This is a genomic window from Sphingomonas sp. BK345 (assembly GCF_014193845.1).
Lineage (GTDB): Bacteria > Pseudomonadota > Alphaproteobacteria > Sphingomonadales > Sphingomonadaceae > Sphingomonas.
On the sequence record NZ_JACHZX010000001.1, the window covers coordinates 790,221 to 812,045 of the forward strand.

At 72.1% G+C, this 21,825-nt stretch carries 20 protein-coding genes and 1 tRNA gene; 15 read left to right on the plus strand and 6 right to left on the minus strand.

The window, feature by feature from the left end:
* Positions 1–93 precede the first annotated feature (93 nt).
* The 4 genes from FHY03_RS03520 (at position 94) to FHY03_RS03535 (ending at position 5,453) form a co-directional block, all read left to right on the plus strand.
* Positions 94–2,325 (plus strand): TonB-dependent siderophore receptor, encoded by a 2,232-nt coding sequence (locus tag FHY03_RS03520; RefSeq protein WP_183928761.1) that lies wholly within the window; start codon positions 94–96, stop codon positions 2,323–2,325.
* A 288-nt stretch (positions 2,326–2,613) separates the two neighbouring features.
* Positions 2,614–3,093: a DUF1440 domain-containing protein gene (locus tag FHY03_RS03525; protein ID WP_183928763.1), complete on the plus strand. Its 480-nt coding sequence runs from the start codon at positions 2,614–2,616 to the stop codon at positions 3,091–3,093.
* A 391-nt stretch (positions 3,094–3,484) separates the two neighbouring features.
* On the plus strand, positions 3,485–4,408 hold the full coding sequence (locus FHY03_RS03530) for a UDP-2,3-diacylglucosamine diphosphatase (RefSeq protein ID WP_183928765.1): 924 nt from the start codon (positions 3,485–3,487) through the stop codon (positions 4,406–4,408).
* Between the two features lie 10 nt (positions 4,409–4,418).
* Entirely contained in the window at positions 4,419–5,453 is a 1,035-nt protein-coding gene (locus tag FHY03_RS03535) for a glycosyltransferase family 1 protein (RefSeq protein ID WP_183928767.1), read from the plus strand.
* A gap of 232 nt (positions 5,454–5,685) precedes the next feature.
* Here FHY03_RS03535 and FHY03_RS03540 read toward each other — a convergent pair whose 3' ends face one another.
* Positions 5,686–6,348 (minus strand): cation transporter, encoded by a 663-nt coding sequence (locus FHY03_RS03540; RefSeq protein ID WP_183928769.1) that lies wholly within the window; start codon positions 6,346–6,348, stop codon positions 5,686–5,688.
* A 65-nt stretch (positions 6,349–6,413) separates the two neighbouring features.
* Between FHY03_RS03540 and FHY03_RS03545 the strand changes: the two genes are divergently transcribed.
* From FHY03_RS03545 to rdgB, 6 genes are all read left to right on the plus strand, one after another.
* Positions 6,414–6,806 (plus strand): helix-turn-helix domain-containing protein, encoded by a 393-nt coding sequence (locus FHY03_RS03545; RefSeq protein ID WP_183928771.1) that lies wholly within the window; start codon positions 6,414–6,416, stop codon positions 6,804–6,806.
* Between the two features lie 132 nt (positions 6,807–6,938).
* The gene (locus FHY03_RS03550; RefSeq protein WP_183921873.1) at positions 6,939–7,619 is read left to right on the plus strand and encodes a DUF1013 domain-containing protein; all 681 of its coding nucleotides are present in this window, start codon (positions 6,939–6,941) and stop codon (positions 7,617–7,619) included.
* Positions 7,620–8,060: 441 nt separating this feature from the next.
* Positions 8,061–8,831 (plus strand): 3'-5' exonuclease, encoded by a 771-nt coding sequence (locus FHY03_RS03555; protein WP_132909714.1) that lies wholly within the window; start codon positions 8,061–8,063, stop codon positions 8,829–8,831.
* Between the two features lie 155 nt (positions 8,832–8,986).
* Complete coding sequence (locus tag FHY03_RS03560) at positions 8,987–9,436, plus strand: TM2 domain-containing protein (RefSeq protein ID WP_183921874.1); 450 nt, start codon at positions 8,987–8,989, stop codon at positions 9,434–9,436.
* A gap of 200 nt (positions 9,437–9,636) precedes the next feature.
* Positions 9,637–10,350, plus strand: coding sequence for a ribonuclease PH (gene rph / locus FHY03_RS03565; RefSeq protein ID WP_183921875.1), 714 nt, complete (start codon positions 9,637–9,639; stop codon positions 10,348–10,350).
* Positions 10,347–10,973, plus strand: a complete 627-nt coding sequence (rdgB, locus tag FHY03_RS03570) for an RdgB/HAM1 family non-canonical purine NTP pyrophosphatase (protein ID WP_183928773.1) — start codon at positions 10,347–10,349, stop codon at positions 10,971–10,973. The genes rph and rdgB overlap by 4 nt, the downstream gene beginning before the upstream one ends.
* A 453-nt stretch (positions 10,974–11,426) precedes the next feature.
* On the opposite strand, the gene FHY03_RS03575 is transcribed toward rdgB, so the two are convergent.
* On the minus strand, positions 11,427–13,802 hold the full coding sequence (locus tag FHY03_RS03575; protein ID WP_183928775.1) for a membrane-bound PQQ-dependent dehydrogenase, glucose/quinate/shikimate family: 2,376 nt from the start codon (positions 13,800–13,802) through the stop codon (positions 11,427–11,429).
* Between the two features lie 526 nt (positions 13,803–14,328).
* Here FHY03_RS03575 and FHY03_RS03580 point away from each other — a divergent pair.
* Positions 14,329–15,108 (plus strand): SDR family oxidoreductase, encoded by a 780-nt coding sequence (locus FHY03_RS03580; RefSeq protein WP_183928777.1) that lies wholly within the window; start codon positions 14,329–14,331, stop codon positions 15,106–15,108.
* 27 nt (positions 15,109–15,135) lie between these two features.
* Here FHY03_RS03580 and FHY03_RS03585 read toward each other — a convergent pair whose 3' ends face one another.
* The 4 genes from FHY03_RS03585 to FHY03_RS03600 form a co-directional block, all read right to left on the minus strand.
* Positions 15,136–15,735 carry a CAP domain-containing protein gene (locus tag FHY03_RS03585; RefSeq protein WP_311721296.1) on the minus strand — a complete coding sequence of 200 codons (600 nt, stop codon included), beginning with the start codon at positions 15,733–15,735 and terminating at the stop codon, positions 15,136–15,138.
* A 264-nt stretch (positions 15,736–15,999) separates the two neighbouring features.
* Positions 16,000–16,665, minus strand: coding sequence for a hypothetical protein (locus tag FHY03_RS03590; RefSeq protein WP_183928779.1), 666 nt, complete (start codon positions 16,663–16,665; stop codon positions 16,000–16,002).
* Between the two features lie 46 nt (positions 16,666–16,711).
* On the minus strand, positions 16,712–17,266 hold the full coding sequence (locus FHY03_RS03595; RefSeq protein ID WP_183929282.1) for a hypothetical protein: 555 nt from the start codon (positions 17,264–17,266) through the stop codon (positions 16,712–16,714).
* 345 nt (positions 17,267–17,611) lie between these two features.
* A tRNA-Leu gene (locus FHY03_RS03600) sits at positions 17,612–17,698 on the minus strand.
* A gap of 155 nt (positions 17,699–17,853) precedes the next feature.
* Between FHY03_RS03600 and FHY03_RS03605 the strand changes: the two genes are divergently transcribed.
* From FHY03_RS03605 to FHY03_RS03620, 4 genes are all read left to right on the plus strand, one after another.
* The gene (locus FHY03_RS03605) at positions 17,854–18,783 is read left to right on the plus strand and encodes a complex I NDUFA9 subunit family protein (RefSeq protein WP_183921881.1); all 930 of its coding nucleotides are present in this window, start codon (positions 17,854–17,856) and stop codon (positions 18,781–18,783) included.
* A 46-nt stretch (positions 18,784–18,829) separates the two neighbouring features.
* Positions 18,830–19,639 (plus strand): undecaprenyl-diphosphate phosphatase, encoded by an 810-nt coding sequence (locus tag FHY03_RS03610; RefSeq protein ID WP_183928781.1) that lies wholly within the window; start codon positions 18,830–18,832, stop codon positions 19,637–19,639.
* 152 nt (positions 19,640–19,791) lie between these two features.
* Positions 19,792–21,231 (plus strand): NAD(P)-dependent oxidoreductase, encoded by a 1,440-nt coding sequence (locus FHY03_RS03615; RefSeq protein ID WP_183928783.1) that lies wholly within the window; start codon positions 19,792–19,794, stop codon positions 21,229–21,231.
* Positions 21,228–21,815 (plus strand): hypothetical protein, encoded by a 588-nt coding sequence (locus tag FHY03_RS03620; protein WP_183921884.1) that lies wholly within the window; start codon positions 21,228–21,230, stop codon positions 21,813–21,815. Before FHY03_RS03615 ends, FHY03_RS03620 begins: the two co-directional genes overlap by 4 nt.
* Positions 21,816–21,825 lie beyond the last annotated feature (10 nt).

Here is a 21,825-nt window from a genome sequence, read left to right on the forward strand (position 1 = left end):
GACGCCCGCGCTCGCGACGGCTCCAACACTCGTGACAAGCTATTGATACTCGTTCGCACAAGCGATAGAGCCCAGATCGGAAGGGGTTCTCACATGCATTATCGTCTCGTCCGCGCCTTGCTCGCCGCCAGCGCGCTCTGCCCGCTCCCGGCGCTCGCCGCCGCGCCCGACTCGCCGCTCGTCCCCGCCGCGACCGACGCCGCCGTCGACTCCGCCGCCACCACCGCCGCCCCCGACCAGCAGCAGGTCGGCGACGACGTCGTCGTCACCGGGGTGCAGACGCGCGACATCGCCTCCTCCGCCACCAAGAGCAGCGCGCCGCTGGCGCAGACGCCGCAGTCGGTCAGCGTCGTCACCGCCGCGGACATCGCCGGGCTCGGGCTGCAGAACCTCAACCAGGCGCTGCGCTTCGTCGCCGGCGTCACGCCCGAGACGCGCGGCTCCAGCGCGGAGGTGTACGACCAGTTCAAGCTGCGCGGCTTCGACGCCGCGGTGTTCCTCGACGGGCTGCGCCAGTTCGGCAGCCCGACCGGCTATGTCTCGCCCCAGGTCGACGTGTCGCGGCTCGACCGGTTCGAGGTGCTCAAGGGGCCCGCCTCGGTGCTCTACGGCCAGTCCTCGCCGGGCGGGCTGGTGGCGCAGTCGAGCAAGCTGCCGGTCGACGCGCCGCTCTACGGCGCGGTCGCGGCGAGCTACGGCACCTTCGACCTCTACCGCGTCGACGCCGACATCGGCGGGCGCGCGGGCGAGAACGTGCTGTGGCGCGTCTACGGCAGCGTCAACGGCGCCGACACGCAGCAGCGCTTCAGCCGGCGCGAGCGCCAGACCATCTCGGGCGCGGTGACGCTCGGCGCGGGCGGCGCCACCACGCTGACGCTGCTGGGCAATTACTCGCACGATCCGCACAACGGCGCCTATGGCGTGTTCCCCGCGCTCGGCACGCTGATCGACAATCCCAACGGCCGGCTGTCGACTCGCTTCGACGGCGGCGAGGCGGGCAACCGCTGGCGCCGCGAGCAGGCGTCGGGCACCTATATCTTCCGCCACGACTTCGGCGGCGGATGGAGCTTCCGCGCCTCGGGCCGCTACCAGAACGTCACCGCGCGGCTGGGCTTGATCTACGTCAGCGGCGCGCCCGCGGACGCGGGGCTGCGCGTCTACAATCGCGCCTCCTATGCCACCGACGAGGAGCTCGACAACTGGACCTATGACAACCAGCTCAGCGGCGCCTTCCGCACCGGCCCGATCGAGCACCAGCTGCTGATCGGCGTCGACCGCCAGGTGGCGCACTCGACCGAGCTCTACGCCTTCGGCAGCGCGCCGGCGCTGGACGTCTATCAGCCGGTCTACGGCACGGTCGCGACGCCGCAGACCCCCGCGACGGTCCCCACCCCGTTCGGCGGCAATTACGACACGCGCCAGCGCCAGCAGGGCGTGTACGCGCAGGACCAGCTCTCGCTCGGCGCGCTGCGCGTGACGCTCGGCGGGCGGCAGGACTGGGCCTATGCGCGCGAGCGCACCCAGTCCGGGTCGACGCAACGCGACGAGAAGTTCACGTGGCGCGCCGCCGCGCTGTACACGCTGCCGTTCGGGCTGGCGCCGTACGTGAGCTATTCCACCTCGTTCCAGCCGCAGAGCGGCCAGGTGCTACGCGACGACGGCACGCCCGGCCTGCCCGACCCGTCGCTCGGCAAGCAGATCGAGGCGGGCGCCAAGTTCAGCGTGCCCGGCACGCCGATCCTGCTCAGCGCCGCCTGGTTCCGCATCGACCAGACCAACGTGCTGACCTCCACACCCGATTTCACCGTGTCGCGGCAGACCGGCGAGGTGCGCTCCACCGGCGTCGAGCTGGAGGGCTTCGCGCCGCTCGGCCACGGCTTCACGGTGCGCGGCGCCTTCAGCCACCAGCGCGTGCGCGTGACGAGCGACCCGCAGGATCCGTCGCGCGTCGGCCGCGGGCTGGAGACGGTCGGGCGCGGCGGCACCTCGGTCAACCTCGACTGGACCGCGCCCGGCGGCCCCTTCACCGGCCTGACGCTGGGCGGCGCGCTGCGCCACGCCGACGAGGCCTATGCCGGCGTCTATACGCCGAGCTTCGGCGAGGCGGCGGCGGGCCCGCGCAACAGCCCGGGCTATACCGTCTACGACGCGCTGGTGCGCTACGACCTCGGCGCCGCGGCGCCGGGGCTGCGTGGGCTGAGCCTGGCTGTCAACGCCACCAACATCTTCGACAAGAGCTATCTCACCTCCTGCTTCGCCAATTACCAATGGTGCTGGTACGGCAACCGCCGCACCGTGCAGGCGACGCTGGGGTGGAAGTTCTGACGGACTGAGTCATCAGGCGCTGAGATCCTCCCCGCACGGCGGGGAGGGGGACCGCCGCGCGCAGCGCGGTGGTGGAGGGGGGTGGCCGCGCAGCGCAGCGTTGGCAGGGGAGCCTCATCCACGAGGCGCTGCGCTCGCGGAAAGCCCCCTCCACCAGCCTGCGGCTGGTCCCCCTCCCCGCTTGGCGGGGAGGATTGAGTCCTCTCCGCCAAGCGGGGAGGATCGCACCTGCCCGCACCCGCTCCCCGCCCTCGCGCGTTGCGCCCTCCGCCACCATCGGAGACCCTCATGCGCTCGCTCCTCACCACCGTCGCGATCGGCCTCGGCGCCGGGCTTGTCGCCTCCTTCGCGATGGACCGGTTTCAGGCGGCCGCCGCCCCCGCGCTGGGGCAGAGCGGCGGCAACGACGATCCCGCCACGGTCAAGGCCGCCGACAGCGTCAGCCAGGTCGTCGAGGGGCGGCCGGTGACGCAGAAGCACCGCCGGCTCGCGGGGGGCGCGATGCACTATGGCGTCGGCGCCGCGCTCGGGATCGGCTATGTCGCCGCGGCGGAACGCTGGCCCGAGACCGCGACCGGCTTCGGCCTGCCGTTCGGCGCGATGACGATGCTGCTGCTCGACGACCTGCTCGTCCCCGCCGCTGGCTGGGGGCCGTGGCCCGAGGCGGAGGCGAAGGGCAATCTCTACACGCTGGCGTCGCACCTCGTCTTCGCCGCCACGGTGGAGGGTGTCCGCCGCGGCACCGACGCGCTGCTCGACCGCGACTGAGCGGGCGGACGGGCGGGCGAGACCGCGGCCAGATCCTGAAGGTGCGAGGCCGCGTCTTCGGCCTCTCCGTGCGATGTTCCCGCCCCACGCCACGCCGTTCGTGCTGGGGAGGCGCTGAGCCTGTCGGAGCGCCGTCTCGAAGCACATGCCGTCCCGCTTGTGGCGCCGCTTCGAGACTGAGCTTCGACGAGCTCAGCCGCTCCTCAGCGCGAACGGAAACGGGAGGATGCGAGCGGACGCCGCCCTCACCCGCCCCCACATCGGGTCGCCGCGCCCCCGCGCTACCTCGCCGTGACGCCGAACCGTCACGTCCGCGTCACCCCAGCGTCAAGCCGCGGAGACATGCGCGTAACACAGGCGGCGTAGAACGGGGCAGCGAGGGAGGGCTGCCATGCCGACGACGGTTCACTCGATCAGCGCGCTCACCGCGGGCCTGCCGCTGGGCGACATCGCCGATCTGTTCGACGCCGAGGGGCGGCCTCATCGGCCCGAGCACGTCACCGGCGCGCGCCGCCGCTACCGCACCGTGTGGATCAGCGACGTGCATCTCGGCACGCGCGGCTGCAACGCCGACATGCTGATCGACTTCCTCGACCATGTCGACAGCGCGACCATGTACCTGGTCGGCGACATCATCGACGGCTGGCAGCTCAAGAAGCGCTTCTACTGGCCCGCCGCGCACAATGACGTGATCTGGCGGCTGATGAAGCGCGCGCGCCGCGGCACGCGGATGGTCTATATCCCGGGCAACCACGACGAGATGTTCCGCCAGTTCGCCGGGCTCGACTTCGGCGGCATCCAGATCCGCCGCAAGGCGATCCACGAGACCGCCGACGGCCGCCGCCTGCTGGTGCTCCACGGCGACGAGTTCGACGCGATCACCTTGTCGCACCGCTGGCTCGCGCATGTCGGCGACGCGGCGTACACGATGCTGATGGCGCTCAACCGCTGGGTCAGCGCGGTGCGGCGACGCTGGGGCATGCCGTATTGGTCGCTCAGCAAGCACGCCAAGGCCAAGGTGAAGAACGCGGTGGCGTTCATCTCACGCTTCGAGGAGATCGTCGCCGAGGCGGCGGGCAGCCGCGGCGTGCAGGGCGTGGTGTGCGGCCATATCCACACCGCCGAGATGCGCGAGATCGCGGGCGTGGCCTATTACAACGACGGCGACTGGGTCGAGGGCTGCACCGCGCTGGTCGAGCATCACGACGGGCGGATGGAGATCCTCGACTGGGGCGAGGAGATGCGCCGGCGCGAGCAGCGCCCCGCGGTCGCGCTCGCCGCCCCGGTGCCCGCGCGCGCGGCGCTCGCCGCCTGAGCCGCGCGCGATGCGGATCGCGATCGTCACCGATGCCTGGGCGCCGCAGGTCAACGGCGTGGTGCGCACGCTGGAGGCGGTGATCGCCGAGCTGCGCGCGGGCGGGCACGAGGTGCTGGTGGTCTCGCCGAGCGGCGCGCCGTCGCTGCCCTGCCCGACCTATCCCGAGATCCGGCTCGCGCTGATGACCCCCGCGGCGGTGGGGCGGCGGATCACGGCGTTCGGCGCGGAGGCGGTGCATATCGCCACCGAGGGCCCGCTCGGCCTCTCGGCGCGGCGCTGGTGCCGCGCCCGGCGCCTGCCCTTCACCACCGCCTATCACACGCAATTCCCGGACTATGTCGCGGCGCGCACCGGCGCGGACCCGGAATGGGTGTGGCGCTACGTGCGCTGGTTCCACGATCCCGCGGCGGCGGTGCTCGTCTCCACCGCCACGATCGAGCGCACGCTGCGCACGCACGGGCTGACGCGGGTGAAGCGCTGGGGCCGCGGCGTCGGCCCGGCGTTCCGGCCCGAGGGCGCGGTGGCGCCGCGGATGGCGGCGGCGCGGGCGGCGGGCGGCGCGCCGGTGCTGCTCCACGTCGGCCGCGTCGCGGTGGAGAAGAACGTCGAGGCCTTCCTCGCCGCCGACGCGCCCGGCACGAAGGTGGTGGTGGGCGACGGCCCGGCGCGCGCCGCGCTCGAGCGCCGCTTCCCCGACGCCTTGTTCCTCGGCACGCTGTTCGGCGACGACCTCGCCGCGGCCTATCGCGCCGCCGACGTGCTGGTCTTCCCGAGCCGCACCGACACGTTCGGGCTGGTGATGATCGAGGCGCTGGCGTGCGGCACGCCGGTGGCGGCCTATCCGGTGCCCGGCCCAGTCGACGTGCTGGCCGCCGCCACCGGCGCGATGGCGGAGCGGCTGGAAGAGGCGATCGCGCGCGCGCTGACGCTCGACCGCGCCGCCTGCGCGGCGGCGGGGGCGGGCTTCACCTGGGCGGCGAGCGCGCGCCAGTTCCTCGACGCACTCGCGCCGTTCGGGGCGACGCTGCGGATGGTGGCGTAAGGTTCGATCCATCGACGCTGAAGCGTGTCGCGGCCACGCCGGAGCCCAGCGCTGCGAGAACGGCGTTCGCGGCACTGGACTGCTGCTGGGGCAGGCGCTGTCTCGGGTATCGAACGTGGCGGATCATGCTCCGGGCGAGCCGAGCGCGACGAGCCTATCGCCTATGGCTCCCCGCACGGCGCGGGCGGGTCGCCTCCGACCGCGCCGACGTCACCGCGCCTCCGTGCCGCCGTCACGCGGTCTCGCCGACCTTCGCGTCCGTCGCCGGCACGGACCGATCCTCGCGCAGCTCGGTGAGCGCCTGTCGCATGATCTGCCCGCCACCGGACAGCCCCAGCCCGGCGAGGATCGCCGCGACGGCGATGTCGGGCCAGGCCGTCCGCGTGCCGAACACGCCGAGCGCGGCCGCAACCACCGCGACGTTGCCGATCGCGTCGTTGCGCGAGCAGATCCACACCGAGCGGCGGTTGGCCTCGCCGTGGCGGTGGCGCCAGAGCAGTGCGGCGCAGAGCAGGTTGGCCACCAGCGCGAGCGCGCCGATCGCGCCCATCGTCTCGGCCTTCGGCAGCGTGCCGCGGAGCGCCATCCAGACGGTGCTGCCGAGGATCCAGGCGCCGAGCAGCAGCAGCGAGCCGCCCTTCGCCAGCGCCGCCCGCGCCCGCCAACGCGGCGCCGATCCCGCGACTCCCAGGCTGATCGCGTAATTCGCGGTGTCGCCGAGGAAGTCGAGCGCGTCCGCCCTGAGCGACACCGATCCCGCCGAGACCCCGGCCGCGATCTCGATCATGAACATGCCGGCGTTGAGCGCCAGCGCGATCCACAGCGCACGCCGCCACGGCCGGTCGTCCTGCCGCACCGCCGCCACCGCACATCCGCCGCAACAACCGCCCGCCATGTCGTCACCTCGTCTTCGTCCGGTGACGCTCCATCTAGGGTCTGTAGCAGCTACAGGGTCAAGCCATGTCCTACACGATCGGCGCGCTGGGCAAGGCCACCGACACCACGGTCGAGACGGTGCGTTACTATGAGCGGATCGGGCTCCTGCCGCGGCCGCCGCGCAGCGCCGGCAATTATCGCATCTACGGCACGGGAGCGCTCGGCCGCCTCTCCTTCATCCGCCGCGCGCGCGCGCTCGGCTTCTCGCTCGACCAGGTCCGCGCGCTGCTCGGCCTCGCCGACGACCGACGCAACGATTGCGCCGGGATCGACCGGATCGCGGACGAGCATCTGCGCGAGGTGGAACGGAAGATCGCCGATCTCATCGCACTGCGCCGCGAGCTCAAGGCCGTGATCGAGTCGTGCGGCGGCGGCACCGTCGCCGACTGTCGCATCATCGAGGCGCTCGCACCCTAGCGGGCTCGCCCGTCGCCACCTGGGGCCCGCCTCCACGCCCGCTTGCCCTCGCGCGCGCCAGGCACTAAGTCGTTCGGCAACAGGCGGCCGCTCCGGGAAGGGGCGGCCCTTTGCATTTATGGAGTATTCCGCATGGCCCAGCCGCTCATGCCCCACGCCACCGCTTCCTGGCTGGTCGACAACACCTCGCTCTCGTTCGAGCAGATCGCCGACTTCTGCGGGCTGCACATCCTCGAGGTCCAGGCGATCGCGGACGACACCGCCGCCACCAAGCTGACCGGGCGCGACCCCGTCCGCGCGCACGAGGTGACCCAGGAAGAGATCGACAAGGCGCAGGCCAGCCCCGCCTATCGCATGAAGATGACCAAGGGCCCCGACCAGGTACGCCGCACCAAGGGTCCGCGCTACACGCCGGTCAGCAAGCGCCAGGACAAGCCCGACGGCATCGCCTGGATCATCCGCAACCACCCCGAGATCAGCGACGGCGCGATCAGCAACCTGATCGGCACGACGCGCACCACCATCGCCGCGATCCGCGACCGCAGTCACTGGAACATCGGCAACATCACGCCGAAGGATCCGGTGACGCTCGGCCTCACCACGCAGCGCGAGCTCGACGCGGCGGTGGCCAAGGCGGCCAAGGCGGCGGGGATCGAGCAGCAGGCCAACGACCCGCGGCTCGACGGCGACCGCGAGGCGCTGATCGCCTCGCTCCGCGCCGAGCGCGAGCAGGCCGCACGCGACGCCGAGGCGGCCGAGGCGGGCGAGCTGCGCGGCCCGGTGTCGCCGTTCGAGGACCCGTTCCGCCGCTGAGTTGAGGCGGCAGGCCGGCGCGGTGATCCGGAGCGCTGCGCCCGCCGCCCCGCACCGGCGTCGCTGGTACCAAGGCGCTCACCGCTCCCCCCGTGCCGTCATCCTGAACTCGTTTCAGGATCCACTCGTCCGCACGCGCCCCCGCGAGTGCGTTCGACCTACCTCTTCCCGACTGTCAGCATGCTCCGGCGAACGCCGGAGCGCAGGGCCACCGATTTCAGCACGCGCGCACGGGTTAGCGCGGAGCGATCAGCCATCAGCAAGACGCGCGGCTGCCGCGGCGACGGACATGCTCGCGGCACCGTCGCTCGTGGCCATTACCGCCGGGATGCGCTGCCCGGTGGATCCTGGGACGAGCTCAGGATGACGGCAGGGGCAAGGGACATGCCCTCCCACCTCACGCTGGCAATCCCCCCGCCGCCGCCCCACATAGCGCGGCACATGAGCTACGCCCGTCGCCCGCAGCCGCAGATCGTCCGCGTCATCGACCTCGAGACCACCGGCTCCGCCCCGCCCGCGCACGCGGTGTGCGAGGTCGGCTGGCAGGACGTCGCGCTCGGCGCGGACGGGCGGTGGGAGCTGTACGGCGAGGGCGGCAACATCCTCGTCAACCCCGGCCGGCCGATGCCCGCGATCACCCAGGCGGTGCACCATATCCGCGACGAGGACGTCGCCGACGCGCCGTGGTGGCATGACGTCGCGCGGCAGGTGCTCGATCCCTATCCGCGCCGCGTCGCGCTGGCGGCGCACCGCTCGGCCTTCGAGGAGCAGTTCTGCACCCCCGCGCTGACCCATGGCGCCGACTGGATCTGCACCTGGAAGTGCGCGCTGCGGCTGTGGCCCGACAGCCCGAGCTTCTCCAACCAGGTACTGCGCTACTGGCGCAAGCCCGCCGGGCTGGAACATGAGCGAGGCCTGCCCGCGCACCGTGCCTTCCCCGACGCCTATGTCACCGCGCATCACCTGCGCGACCAGCTCAACGAGGCCTCGGTCGCGCAGCTGATCCAGTGGACCAGCGAGCCCGGGCTGCTGCCGCGCGTCCGCTACGGCCCCGACCGCGGCAAGGAGTGGCGCGAGATCGAGGAGGAGAGCCTGGTCAAGTTCCTCACCGACCGCGACCCCGACGTGCGCTACACCGCCGAGACCGAGATGGCGCGACGCCGCGGCGGCGGCCATGTCGGCCGCATGACGCCGCAGGAACTGCTGCTGTAGGTTCCTCCTCCCGTGCTCCTGCGCTCGCGAGCTCGGGGCCACGAAGCGCGCGCGGCGCGGGAGCACGACGCGGGTGGGACAGTGCCCCCCCCGGCTCCTCCCTTGCCTTTCGCGCGCGGCTGCGGGAACACCGGCGCGACACGACGGAGTCACGGATGCGCGGGCAGATACTCGGGGTCGACGTACGCAGCGGCGACGGGCTGGTCGCGGGCGAGGACGGCGAACGCTACACCTTCGCGCCCGAGGACTGGGCGCAGCACGGCGAGCCGATGCGCGGGCAGCTGGTCGACTTCGAGGCGGCGGCCGGGCGCGCGCGCAACGTCTTCCCGGTGCCGGTCGCGCCGGCCGCCGCGGCGCTGCCCGCCGCCGCTGCGCCGGCGCCGACCACCGACCGCAACAGATATATCGCCGCGGTACTGGCCTTCCTGTTCGGCATCTTCGGCATCCACCGCTTCTATCTCGGCCGGGTCACCTCGGGGATCATCATGGCGGTGCTGACCTTCACCGTGATCGGCGCGCTGGTGACGGTGCCGCTCTCGATCGTCGACATGGTGCGCTACCTCGTGATGTCCGACCGCGACTTCGCCGCGCGTTACGGGCGGTAGCGATAGGGCGGAAGAGCGGAGTTCTCCCGCCCCTTCAGGGGAGCGCCGGGGTGGGGCGCTTCCTCAAGCGAAGCATCCGCGGCGAGGCCCCACCCCGCCCTCCCCCGAAGGGGAGGGAGTTCTTCCCCTCCCCGCAACCCGCTGGCGCGGCGGCGGCAACGCGGCTAGGGCCGGCACCGTCCGAGCTTGAGGAGAGTTTCATGCGCCCCAGCGGCCGCACCCCCGACCAGATGCGCGCGATCACGATCGAGCCGCGCTTCACGCGCCACGCCGAGGGATCGGTGCTGATCGGCTTCGGCGACACCAAGGTGCTGGTCACCGCCTCGGTCGAGGAGCGCGTGCCGCCGTTCCTGCGCGGCAAGGGCCAGGGCTGGGTCACCGCCGAGTACGGCATGCTGCCGCGCGCCACGCACACGCGCAGCAGCCGCGAGGCCGCCAAGGGCAAGCAGTCGGGCCGCACCCAGGAGATCCAGCGGCTGATCGGCCGTAGCTTGCGCGCCGTCACCGACATGGCGCTGCTCGGCGAACGCCAGATCACGCTCGACTGCGACGTGATCCAGGCCGACGGCGGCACCCGCACCGCCTCGATCTCGGGCGCCTGGGTGGCGCTGCGGCTCGCGGTGGACGCACTGCTCCGCGACGGCAAGCTCGCCGCCGACCCGATCCGCCAGAAGGTGGCGGCGGTGTCGTGCGGCATCTACCAGGGCAACCCCGTGCTCGACCTCGATTACGACGAGGATTCGAACGCCGACGCCGACGCCAATTTCGTGCTGCTCGAGAACGGCCATATCGCCGAGGCGCAGGCCACCGCCGAGCACGCCACCTATGACGAGGAGGCGCTGCTCCGCCTGCTGCGGCTGGCGCGGATCGGCTGCACCGACATCTTCGCCGCGCAGGCGAAGGCGGTCGCGTGAGCGGCGAGGGGAAGGAGCCGCAGGCGATCCGCAAGCTCGCCCCGGGCAAGCTCGTGATCGCCAGCCACAACCAGGGCAAGGTGCGCGAGATCGCCGCCCTGCTCGAGGGGCGCGGGCTCGACGTCGTCTCCGCGGGCGAGCTCGACCTGCCCGAGCCCGAGGAGACCGGCACCACCTTCGTGATGAACGCCGAGCTCAAGGCGCGCGCCGCGGCGGACCTGTCGGGGCTGCCCGCGCTGGCCGACGACAGCGGGCTGTGCGTCGACGCGCTGAACGGTGATCCCGGCATCTTCTCGGCGCGCTGGGGCGGCGAGACCAAGGACTTCGGCCACGCGATGCGCCTGGTCGAGGACAAGCTCGCCGCGCTGCCCGACGCGCCGCGCACCGCGCATTTCGTCTGCGCGCTGGCGCTGGCCTGGCCCGACGGCCACGTCGAGTGGTTCGAGGGCCGCGTCGACGGGACGCTGGTGTGGCCGCCGCGCGGCGACAAGGGCCATGGCTACGACCCGGTGTTCCGCCCCGACGGGCACGACGCCACCTTCGGCGAGATGGACGAGCCGGCGAAGAACGAGATCAGCCATCGCGGCGACGCCTTCCGGCAGCTGGTCGCGGCGGTGTTCTGAGCCGGGCGACGCTCTTGCGCCGCTAGCGGGTCCCGACCCACGAGACCGCCCCGGCGCACGCCGGGGCTCAGGTGGGATGGCTTCGGCGGGACTCACGCACGTCCCCCGGCTGGACCCCGGCGTCCGCCGGGGTGGCGGCAGTGGGCTGAGTGGAGCTTCCTTCCGGCGCAGTGCCCCGACGGAGGCCGGGGCCCAGTCGGGAAGGCCGACGTGAGTTCCGCCAGCGTCTCTCACCTCGATCCGACAGACGCGCGGGTGGCGGCATCGGAGTGAGCGGAGCATCCCGCGCACCATGCTCCGGCGGGCGCCCGCGCCGGGTGACACGGCTCATGTTCGAGCCATCAGCCGCCCCCAACTGGGCCCCGGCCTTCGCCGGGGCACGAGCCTGCCGCCGCAGTTCACCGCCTCACCAAGCGGTTCGCCTCACCTCGGCACCCCGCCACATGCCCCTTCTCACGTCCGCGGCAACGCGTACGCCAGCGTGTAATCCCCGTACCGCGTCCCCAGCGCGCCGTGGCCGCCCGCGGTGATCACGACGTACTGCCGCCCGTCGCGCCCGCGATAGGTCATCGGCGTCGCCTGCGCGCCGGCGGGCAGTCGCGCCTTCCACACCACCTTGCCGGTGCTGAGATCGAAGGCGCGCAGATATTGGTCGGTGGTGGCGCCGATGAAGGCCAGCCCGCCCGCGGTGATGATCGAGCCGCCGAGGTTGGGCACGCCGGTCTTGAGCGGCACGCCGAGGTGCGAGCCGAACAGCCCGGTGTCGCGCGCGGTGCCCAGCACCTCGCGCCACAGCACCTTGCGCGTGCCGAGGTCGACCGCGGTGAGATGACCCCAGGGCGGCGCCACACAGGGCGCGCCGAAGATGCCGACCCACGCCTTGACCACCGCGACGTACGGCGTGTTGTACTGCGTCTGCAGCTGCGCCTGCATCGCGTTCTCGCCGCCCTGCTTCTGCTTCATCAGCTTCGCCGCGCGCGGGTCGTCGCGGCGCATCAGCCACAGCTTGAACGGCATCTCCATCGTGTTGACCGTCATCACCCCGCGCACCGGGTCAACCGCCGCGCCGCCCCAGTCGGTGACGCCGTCGAACGCCGGGTGGCCGATGATCGGCTTGAGCCCCATCGGCTGGTAGATGCCGGTGCCCTGCGCGCGGCGGATGTCGATGCGGCAGAAGAGCTGGTCGATCGGCGTCGCGCCCCAGGTCGCCACCTCGGTCGGCGCGGGCGGGGTGAAGCTCGGCATGCCGGTCGAGAAGGGCTGGGTCGGCGACACGCGCACGCCCGGCGTCGCGCCGTCGGTGCGCACCTTGCGCTCGGTGATCGCGGCGATCGGCGCGCCGGTCAGCCGGTTGAGAAAGAACACCTGCCCCATCTTGGTGGTCTGGATCAGCGCCGGAATCACCTGACCGTTCGGTGCGCGATAGTCGAACAGCGACGGGCCGATCGGCAGGTCCATGTCCCACATGTCGCGGTGAACCAGCTGGCGCACCCAGCGCAGCTTGCCCGTCTGCGCCTCGAGCGCGACGATCGCGCTGCCGAAGCGGTCGTCGAACGGGCGGCGGTAGCCGATCCAGTAATCGGGCGAGGCGTTGCCGGTGCCGAGATAGACCAGGCCGTTGTCGGGGTCGGCGGTGATCGCGCCCCACACGTTGGGCGTGCCGCGGGTATAGACCTGCCCGGCGGGCAGCGGCGCGATCGCGTCGGGCGAGCGGCCGACGTCCCACGCCCAGACCGGCGCGCCCGAGACCGGGTCGTAGGCGCGCACCACGCCCGAGGGAATGTCGCGGTTGACGTTGTCGGTGATGCGCTCGCCGATGATCAGCCGGCCGTTCACCACGACCGGCGGCGTGGTGCCGATCTGGTCGGAGGGCTTGGACACGCCCATGTTGGCGCGCATGTCGATCGCGCCGCCCTGGCCGAAGCTCGGGCACGGCCGGCCGGTGTCGGCGTCGAGCGCGACCAGCCGCGCGTCGAAGGTCGGCGCGAAGATGCGCCGCGGGCAGGCCGTGCCGGCGGGCGCCTCGAAATAGGTGACGCCGCGGCAGACCAGATAGTTGTTGCCCTCGACCTTGGCGGCCTCGTGCCAGCTCCACTTGGTCTTGCCCGTGGTGGCGTCGATCGCCTGGACGAAGGAGTGCGGCGTGCAGGTGTAGAGCGTGTCGCCGATGTGGATCGGGGTCGACTCGGAATGGTATTCGCGTTTGTGCTCGGTCGCCTCGGCGGGCATCGGCAGGTCGCCGGTGCGCTGCGTCCAGGCGAGCTGGAGCTGGGCGACATTCTGCGGCGTGATGTCGGCCAGCGCCGAGTAGCGCCGCCCCGCGGGCGTGCCGCCATAGTCGCGCCAGTCGGCGTCGGCCGCGCCGGTCGGTGCCGCGGCGAGGGTGGCACGCGGTGCGCTCCCCGGCGTCGCCCCCTGCGCGGCGACGTCCTGGTGGCCGAGCATCAGACCGAGCCCGGCGAGCGCGGCCACGCCCGCGGCCACCGCCGGCACCGCACGCGAGCGTGCGCGCGGCCCGCGCCGCCAGCCGGTCAGCAGCACCAGCGCGAGCAGCACGGTCGGCGCGACCAGCCGCGGGATCAGCTGCAGCCCGTCGAGCCCGACCTCCCACAGCGCCCACAGCAACGTGCCGACCCAGACCGCCACATAGAGCCAGCGCCCGGCGGGGTGGCCGCGCCCGAGCAACGCCCCGCTCGCCACCATCGCGATACCGGCGATGACGTAATACGGCGAGCCGCCGAGCGACGCGAGCACCCCGCCCGCGACCGCGAAGAACCCGCCGAGGATCGCGACGACCCATGCCAGCGCCACGGTGAGCAACCGCCCCATAACTCGCTTCCTCGTTGATCGAGAGCAAGAACGCGGCGGCGGACGAAAAGTAACGGGATGTTGCTGAGGGAGGGGCAATCTCACTAACTCATCTGCAATCCAGGCGCCTGGCGGGGGCGGGCCCCCTCCCCTTCCCCTGCCGTCATCCCGGACTAAGTCCGGGATCCACTGATCCGCTGGAGCAACGGGTGCGGAGTGAGCGGCACGGTGGATCCCGGACCCAGTCCGCGATGACGGAGAGAGTGCGGCGGGCTGATCTGAGCCAGGGACGTCCTTCTGCGCGCCCTTTCCGCGGACGCGGCGACGCCTCTTCCGTCGCGCGACTCCTTGCACCCGCCCGCGTCTTCGATGACAAAGCCGGCGATCCACCCGCCCCCGTCTCGCGCCGCCGCAGCTTCCCTCGCCACGTAGGCGCGCTATCTTGCCACCCGGTCAACGGAGTCGACGCCCATGGTCCCGCATCGCCGCTGAGGCGGCCCGGCCCGGCGGCGCGTGCCGCCCCCTTCTCTCCTGACCAGAGACCGACATGACACGATTGAACGACAAGACCTGCGTCGTCACCGGCGCGGCGCGCGGCATCGGCCGCGCCATCGCCGCGCGCTTCCACGCCGAGGGCGCGCGCGTGATCCTCACCGACCTGGACGCGCCCGCCGGCGCCGATGCCGCCGCCGCGGTCGGCTGTAGCTTCCGCGCGCTCGACGTGCGCGAGGAGGGCGACTGGGCGCGGCTCGCGCGCGACCTTCCCGCGCTCGACGTGCTGGTCAACAACGCGGGCGTGACCGGCTTCGAGGCGGGTGCCGTCGCGCACGACCCCGAACATGCCACGCTGGCGGACTGGCGCGCGGTCCACCGCGTCAACCTCGACGGGACCTTCCTCGGCTGCCGCTACGCGATCGGCGCGATGAAGGCGGCGGGCCGCGGCGCGATCATCAACGTCTCGTCGCGCTCGGGGATGGTAGGGGTGCCCGGCGCTGCCGCCTATGCCGCGTCCAAGGCGGCGGTGCGCAACCACAGCAAGAGCGTCGCGCTCTACTGCGCGCAGCAGGGCTGGGCGATCCGCTGCAACTCGATCCACCCCGGTGCGATCCTCACCCCGATGTGGGAGCCGATGCTGGGCGAGGGACCGGCGCGCGCAGAGCGGATGCGCGCGCTGGTGGCGGACACGCCCTTGCGCCGCTTCGGTCAGGCCGAAGAGGTCGCCGCGGTGGCGGTGATGCTTGCCTCCGACGAGGCGACCTATCTCACCGGCGCCGAGCTGACGATCGACGGCGGGCTGCTCGCCGGCTCGGCGGCGGCGCCGGGCTAGCGCGCGGCGGGCTCCGGTGGCGCCGCCTCAATAGGCCGTCTCGCCGATCGTCTCGCCCGCGGGGGCGTAGCGGCAGACGAGCACGTCGTCGCGCCGCCCCGCCGCCAGCGCGCAGCCGAGCCGCGCGGTGCCGCGCCACACGATCTGCGCGTAATGCACCGCGTCCTGCCAGCGCCCGGTGCGGCTGAAGCGCGGCGACGGCGCGTTGACATAGGCCCGGCGCTCGTCGAGCCACCAGCGCACCATCTCGGCATAGGCGTAGGCGTCGCGCGTGCCGGCGAACAGGTTCTCGCCCTGGCGCTGGCGGCCACGCGGCTGCGCGGCGTGGGCGAAGCGGCCGGTGCGCGCCAGCTCGCGGGCATACGCCTCGGCGGCGCGCGCGAGCGTCTCGTCCCAGGCGAGCGGCGGCAGCGCCAGCTCGGCGCGGGCGCGATTGTGCTCGTCGAGCATCGCCTGGCGCAGCAGCAGCGGGCCGCGCGGGGCGGGATCGATCCGCTGGCGCCACTCGGTCGCGCCGGCGCGCGGCGGCGGCGCGAGTCGCGACGGCTCGGCGCGGGCGGGGAGGTCGACGGAGGAGCGCGCGAGCAGCGCGGCGGCGAGCAGGACGACGGTTCGTTGCGAGGACACAACGAGCGCTCCTAGCGCCCGCGACTCGCGGTGCAAGGCGGGGTCGCAACGGCGCGCGGCGCTCGGCTGTGCTGGAGCGGGACGGGGGTGGTGGGCCGTCTTGCCCATGGCGCCTGCGCGCAGGGGTCCACGGCGGCGTGGCGAGCGCCGTGCGGTCTCTCTCCGCGACCATTCGCCTATGGTCGCCTGCCCCGTCCTTCCTGCCCGCGGCTTCAGGAGCTCGCCGTCCGCGAAGGTTCACCGGCCTTGCCGCACGCAGTATCGTCACCCGATCAGCCGCGGCACGGAGACGCGGGGCGGTAGCCCGGCGCGCGCGCGGCGCAGCGTCGCGGGCGCCTCCACCAGCGGGGCCGCGCCCGCCAGCGCCTCCCGCAGCTTGAAGTCGCGCGGGATCGCGCGGACGGCCTCGGCGTCGCTGGTGAAATCGGGCGCGATCACGTCGAAGGCGGCGATCAGCTCGGCGAGCGACTCCGGCGGCAGCGCGTGGAGCGTCGCCGCGAGCCGCCGCATCCCCTCGTCGTCGACGCCGGGCTCGATCTCCTCGTCACCGAAACGCTCGAGCAGCAAGGTGAAGACCGTCACGATACGCGCCGCCACCGCCGCGATCGGGGAGATACCGGCGGCTTGGCAGACTGCGCGCTGGCGAACGATGTTCGCCTCGATTCGTTGCGGTAGCTCCGATTGGTCCTGGAGCCCATGACTCTCCGATATGTCACGGACGATCGAGGCCTCTTCGCCGTCCAGCGTGTCGGCGACGGCATCGAACGCGGCGATCAACGAAGGGAGCTGCTCCAGTCCCACATGGTCGAGGGCATCTCCTGTATATTCTCCGAGGCTGACGTTGGCGTCGAGATCCAGCAGTTCTTCACCAATCTGCTCGATGAAGATGTAAACCGTCGCGTAGATGCGGGCGAGATCCATTATCGTCATGGTTACACAATCCTCACGCTTATCCTTCTCGTTCCAACCTTCCTTATCATTCTTCTCGCGATCGCCGCGCGCTTCGCATCCTCCACTTCCCAGACGGCGTGTCCTCCGCCGATATCATCCCGTCGATCATCGCAGCCACACCCGCGTTGGTCTGCGCGATCGTGATCAGTGGATTGGTGGTAAGCGCGGCTTTGAGGCCGGCGGCGCTGCTCCTCCCGACATCGGCTACGCCCTCCCCGACACCCGCGGCGAAGTCGACCGCCGCCGCCGCCGGATCGTGCGGCTGAGCCGCCAGTGCACGCAGATACTGCTGATATCGCGCCTCGATCGCGGCGCGATTGTCTGACCGGTCGCCATGACGCGAGAGCTGCTCGGCGCGCCACGCCTCAGCCTCCGCCCGCGTGCGAACCGGCGGCAGCTCCCGATCCTCGGTGAGCGCGATCTTCGTGCCGCCGTCACCACCTGGATTCGACGTGAAGCGGCCGTCACGTGGATCATGCCACGGATTGAACTTTAACTCGACGCCGTCCTCGCGGAGCGTCGGCAGCCTCCCGGTGCGCAGCCAGATCGAGAATACGCGCCGTCGTTCCGCGGGATCCAAGCCCGCGGGTAGATATGCTCTGGGCATGTTCATCGTGTCGCTCCGCCGTAGACGCGGCGAGAACATTTGAGCAACATTCTCCAACAAGGCAATCCGGTGCCGCCGCGCGATCACCGCCGCGGGTCAGCGTGCGCGGCGCGCGCGTTGACCCAGGGTGACGCGTCGGAACACCCGCCGCGACGGAGCAGATAAGAGCCGCCGTTTCGGCTCGGTCGCACGACGGCGATCTGGATCGGTCCGGGCTCGTCCCGAAGGTCGCCTCGATCGCGCGCCGCGCGCGCGGCAACTGCGTCCATCCGCCGCCGCGGGTCACCGCGGTGGGGCGTAGATCAGCTCTGCGGGAAATGGTGCCCAGAAGAGGACTCGAACCTCCACGACCTTGCGATCGCCAGCACCTGAAGCTGGTGCGTCTACCAATTCCGCCATCTGGGCACGGGGTAGGCCGGCGCCTCTAGGGGGTGGTCGGCGCCCTTGTCAACACGCATTTTCACGATCCTCGCCGCACTGCCGCATCCGGCCTTGTCATCGGCGGGCGCGGCGGGCAGAGCGGCGCGCGTAGCGGAAAGGCGTTCGAGATGAAGGACGGCATGAACGACAGACTGGTCACGCTGATCGGCGGCGGGGGGTTCCTCGGCCGCTATGTCGCGCAGGCCCTGCTCAAGACCGGCGCGCGCGTCCGCGTGGCGCAGCGCGACCCGCGCCAGGCGTTCTTCATCAAGCCGCTCGGCGGGCTGGGGCAGACCCAGTTCGTCGCCGCCGACATCGCGCGGCCCGAGACGATCCAGCGCGCGGTCGCGGGCGCGGACGCGGTGGTCAACCTGGTCGGCACCTTCGCGGGCAACCTCCAGCGCGTCCACGTCGACGGCGCGCGCATCGTCGCCGAGGCGGCGCGCGACGCGGGGGCCGCGCTGGTCCATGTCTCCGCGATCGGCGCCGACGCCGGCGGCGACTCGGTCTACGCGCGCACCAAGGGCGCGGGCGAGCAGGCGGTGCGGCAGGCTGATCCGTCCGCGACGATCCTGCGCCCGTCCACCGTGTTCGGGCGCGAGGACCAGTTCCTCAACCGCTTCGCCGGGATGATCGCGCGGCTGCCGGTGGTGCCGGTGCTGCGCCCCGCGGCGCGCTTCCAGCCGGTCTATGTCGTCGACGTCGCGCAGGCGGTGTTCGCCGCCATCGCGGACCGCGACGCGCACGCCGGCCACACCTACGAGCTGGGCGGTCCCGAGGTGCTGACGATGCTCGAGCTCAACCGCCGCGTCGCCGAGCATATCGGCCGCCGCCCGCACTTCGTGACCGTGCCCGACGGCGCGGGCGCCTTGCTCGCCGCGCTGCCGCTGACGCCGATCTCGGGCGACCAGTGGAAGCTGCTCGGCCACGACAGCGTCGTCGGCCAGGGCGCCGAGGGGCTGGCCGCGCTCGGCGTCGAGCCGACCCCGATCGACGCGGTCGCGCCCAACTGGCTGGTGCGCTACCGCAAGGCGGGGCGCTTCAGCATGATCAACCAGACCGCGGGCTGATCGGCGCGCGGGAGACGCGCCGGTGAGCTCGGGGGGGAGAAAGACATTGAACGACCTGCTGATCACCATCCTCCTCGGCATCGTCGAGGGGGTCACCGAGTTCCTGCCCGTCTCCTCCACCGGGCATCTCGTGCTCGCCGGCGCGCTGCTGGGGCTGAAGGAGGCCGACGCCACCTTCGACATCGTCATCCAGCTGGGCGCGATCCTGGCGGTGATCGTGCTGTTCTGGCGGCGCTTCCTCAAGGTCGGCGAGGGGCTGCTGCGGCGCGATCCCGGCGCGATCCGCTTCACCCGCAACGTGCTGCTCGGCTTCCTGCCCTCCGCCGTCGTCGGCGCGATCGCTTATTCCTCGATCCGCAAGGTGCTCGAGGCGCCCGGCATCGGGCCGACCGTGGTGGCGGTGGCGCTGATCGTCGGCGGTCTCGCGATCCTGTTCATCGAGCGCACCGTCCCCCCCGCCCCCAAGAGCGAGGTGGAGACGATGTCGTGGCGCGTCGCGCTCGGCATCGGGGTCGTCCAGTGCATCTCGATGATCCCGGGCGTCAGCCGCTCGGGCGCGACGATCATGGGCGCGCGCGCGATGCGCGTCGACCAGGAGACCGCCGCCGAGTACAGCTTCTTCCTCGCCATCCCGACGATGCTCGGCGCCACCACGCTGGCTTTGTGGAAGAGCCGCGACCTGCCCGGCCACGTCGATTACGGCGCGATCGCGATCGGCTTCGTCGTCGCCTTCGTCGTCGCGCTGCTGGTGATCCGCTGGTTCATGGGCGTGGTGACGAAGCACGGTTTCGCACCCTTCGCCTGGTACCGCATCGGTGCGGGCACGCTCGCGCTCATCCTGCTCGCGATGCATTGAGCCGAAGCGGACCTTCTTCTCACGTCCAAGTGGAAGGACGCTGCGTGAGCACGCAACAATCGAAGTTTTTTCGGCAGCTTTGCTGACGTATCGGCCAGAAAGTGCGTGACTCACCTATGTCGGTGTGAGACGTCGGCTGTCGGAGGACACCGATGGCCGACATGCTCAAGTTCGTGGATCGCGCGCAATCCTATCCCGCCAAGCGCGGGGCGGCCGATCGCGCCGACGATTTCCGCGAGATCGCCGAGCGCTACGCCACCCCCGCGGCGGAGGACCAGGCGGGGCGCTGCTCGCAGTGCGGCGTGCCCTATTGCTCGGTCCACTGCCCGCTCCACAACCATATCCCCGACTGGCTGCGGCTCACCGCCGAGGGCCGGCTGCGCGAGGCCTATGAGCTGAGCAACGCCACCTCGACGATGCCCGAGATCTGCGGCCGCATCTGCCCGCAGGACCGGCTGTGCGAGGGCAATTGCGTGATCGAGTTCAGCGGCCACGGCGCGGTGACGATCGGCTCGGTCGAGAAGTTCATCACCGATACCGCCTGGGAGGAGGGCTGGGTCGAGCCGCTCGTCCCGGGCCCCGCGCGCGGCCAGTCGGTCGGCGTGATCGGCGCGGGTCCGGCCGGGCTCACCGCGGCGGAATATCTGCGCGGCCACGGCTATGAGGTCCACGTCTACGACCGCCATGACCGCGCCGGCGGGCTGCTGACCTACGGCATCCCCGGCTTCAAGCTGGAGAAGCCCGTGGTCATGCGCCGGGTCGAGCGGCTCAAGGCGGGCGGGATCGTCTTCCACGAGGGCTTCGAGGTTGGCCGCGACGCCACGCTCGACGAGCTGCGCGCGCGCCACGATTCGCTGCTGATCGCGACCGGCGTCTACCAGGCGCGCGCGATCGACCTCGCCGGCAACGAGCTGGGCGGGGTCGTGCCCGCGCTCGACTTCCTCACCGCGTCGAACCGCAAGGGCTTCGGCGACCACGTCCCCGCCTTCGAGGACGGCTCGCTCAACGCCGCCGGGCGCGACGTGGTGGTGATCGGCGGCGGCGACACCGCGATGGACTGCGTCCGCACCGCGATCCGCCAGGGCGCCACCAGCGTGAAGTGCCTCTACCGCCGCGACCGCGCCAACATGCCGGGCTCGCAGCGCGAGGTCGCCAACGCCGAGGAAGAGGGCGTCGAGTTCGTCTGGCTCGCCGCGCCGGCCAAGTTCACGGGCGCGGAGGGCAAGGTCGGCGCGGTCGAGGTCAACCGCATGCGGCTCGGCGCGCCCGACGCGAGCGGGCGGCGCGCCCCCGAGGTCGCCCCCGGCGGCGCCGAGACGATGAAGGCGGACCTGGTCATCAAGGCGCTCGGCTTCGATGCCGAGGAGCTGCCGCGGCTGTGGGACGCGGCCGAGCTGGGCGTGACCCGCTGGGGCACGGTGCTGGTCGACTCCAAGACGCTGATGACCAGCCTCGACGGCGTGTTCGCGGCGGGCGACATCGTCCGCGGCGCCAGCCTGGTGGTGTGGGCGATCCGCGACGGCCGCGACGTGGCGGCGACGATGCACCAGTATCTGAAGGCGAAGGCGAAGAGCGAGAAGGTCGCGGCGTGATCGCGCGGCCCGTTCTCCTCGCCGCACTGGCGCTGGCCGCCGCGCCGGCCGCGGCGCAGACCGGCGCGCCCGGCCCGGCCGCCATCGCCGCGCCCGAACCGGCTCGGCTCGCCGCCGCGCGGCGCGTGCTCGACCGGCTGATGCCGCCCGCGACCCGCGCGGCGACGGTCTCCGCGATGGTCGCGCCGATGATGGCGAACATGCGCGAGGGCATGGCGCAGAGCCCGCAGCTGGGTGCCATGCTGCGGGAGAACGCCAAGATGAAGGCGGTGTTCGATCGCTTCATGGACGCGCAGGAGCAGCGCTCGCTGGCGCTGATCCGTGACTCGATGCCGGGGATGGTGGAAGCGATGGCGCGCGCCTATGCGCGCCGCTTCGACGTGACGCAGCTCGGCGAGATCGAGCGCTTCTTCGCCACGCCGACCGGCGCCGCCTATGCCCAGACGTCGATGTCGGTCATGAGCGATCCCGACGTCGCCGCCTTCCAGCGCCAGATGATGACGGACGCGATGCGCCAGGCACAGGCGAGCACCGGCGATCTCGCCAGGGAGATCGCGGCGGTGCAGGCGGAGGCGCGGCAGTGACGCGGCGCGC

Excerpts from the sequence above, each read along its gene's own strand:
- FHY03_RS03530 (WP_183928765.1), top strand. The coding sequence starts at position 3,485 with ATGCCGACGACGGTTCACTCGATCAGCGCGCTCACCGCGGGCCTGCCG.
- FHY03_RS03525 (WP_183928763.1), top strand. The coding sequence starts at position 2,614 with ATGCGCTCGCTCCTCACCACCGTCGCGATCGGCCTCGGCGCCGGGCTT.
- FHY03_RS03535 (WP_183928767.1), top strand. The coding sequence starts at position 4,419 with ATGCGGATCGCGATCGTCACCGATGCCTGGGCGCCGCAGGTCAACGGC.
- FHY03_RS03545 (WP_183928771.1), top strand. The coding sequence starts at position 6,414 with ATGTCCTACACGATCGGCGCGCTGGGCAAGGCCACCGACACCACGGTC.
- FHY03_RS03575 (WP_183928775.1), bottom strand. The coding sequence starts at position 13,802 with ATGGGGCGGTTGCTCACCGTGGCGCTGGCATGGGTCGTCGCGATCCTC.
- FHY03_RS03605 (WP_183921881.1), top strand. The coding sequence starts at position 17,854 with ATGAACGACAGACTGGTCACGCTGATCGGCGGCGGGGGGTTCCTCGGC.
- FHY03_RS03560 (WP_183921874.1), top strand. The coding sequence starts at position 8,987 with ATGCGCGGGCAGATACTCGGGGTCGACGTACGCAGCGGCGACGGGCTG.
- FHY03_RS03520 (WP_183928761.1), top strand. The coding sequence starts at position 94 with ATGCATTATCGTCTCGTCCGCGCCTTGCTCGCCGCCAGCGCGCTCTGC.
- FHY03_RS03555 (WP_132909714.1), top strand. The coding sequence starts at position 8,061 with ATGAGCTACGCCCGTCGCCCGCAGCCGCAGATCGTCCGCGTCATCGAC.
- FHY03_RS03540 (WP_183928769.1), bottom strand. The coding sequence starts at position 6,348 with ATGGCGGGCGGTTGTTGCGGCGGATGTGCGGTGGCGGCGGTGCGGCAG.
- FHY03_RS03615 (WP_183928783.1), top strand. The coding sequence starts at position 19,792 with ATGGCCGACATGCTCAAGTTCGTGGATCGCGCGCAATCCTATCCCGCC.
- rph (WP_183921875.1), top strand. The coding sequence starts at position 9,637 with ATGCGCCCCAGCGGCCGCACCCCCGACCAGATGCGCGCGATCACGATC.
- FHY03_RS03550 (WP_183921873.1), top strand. The coding sequence starts at position 6,939 with ATGGCCCAGCCGCTCATGCCCCACGCCACCGCTTCCTGGCTGGTCGAC.
- FHY03_RS03590 (WP_183928779.1), bottom strand. The coding sequence starts at position 16,665 with ATGACGATAATGGATCTCGCCCGCATCTACGCGACGGTTTACATCTTC.
- FHY03_RS03580 (WP_183928777.1), top strand. The coding sequence starts at position 14,329 with ATGACACGATTGAACGACAAGACCTGCGTCGTCACCGGCGCGGCGCGC.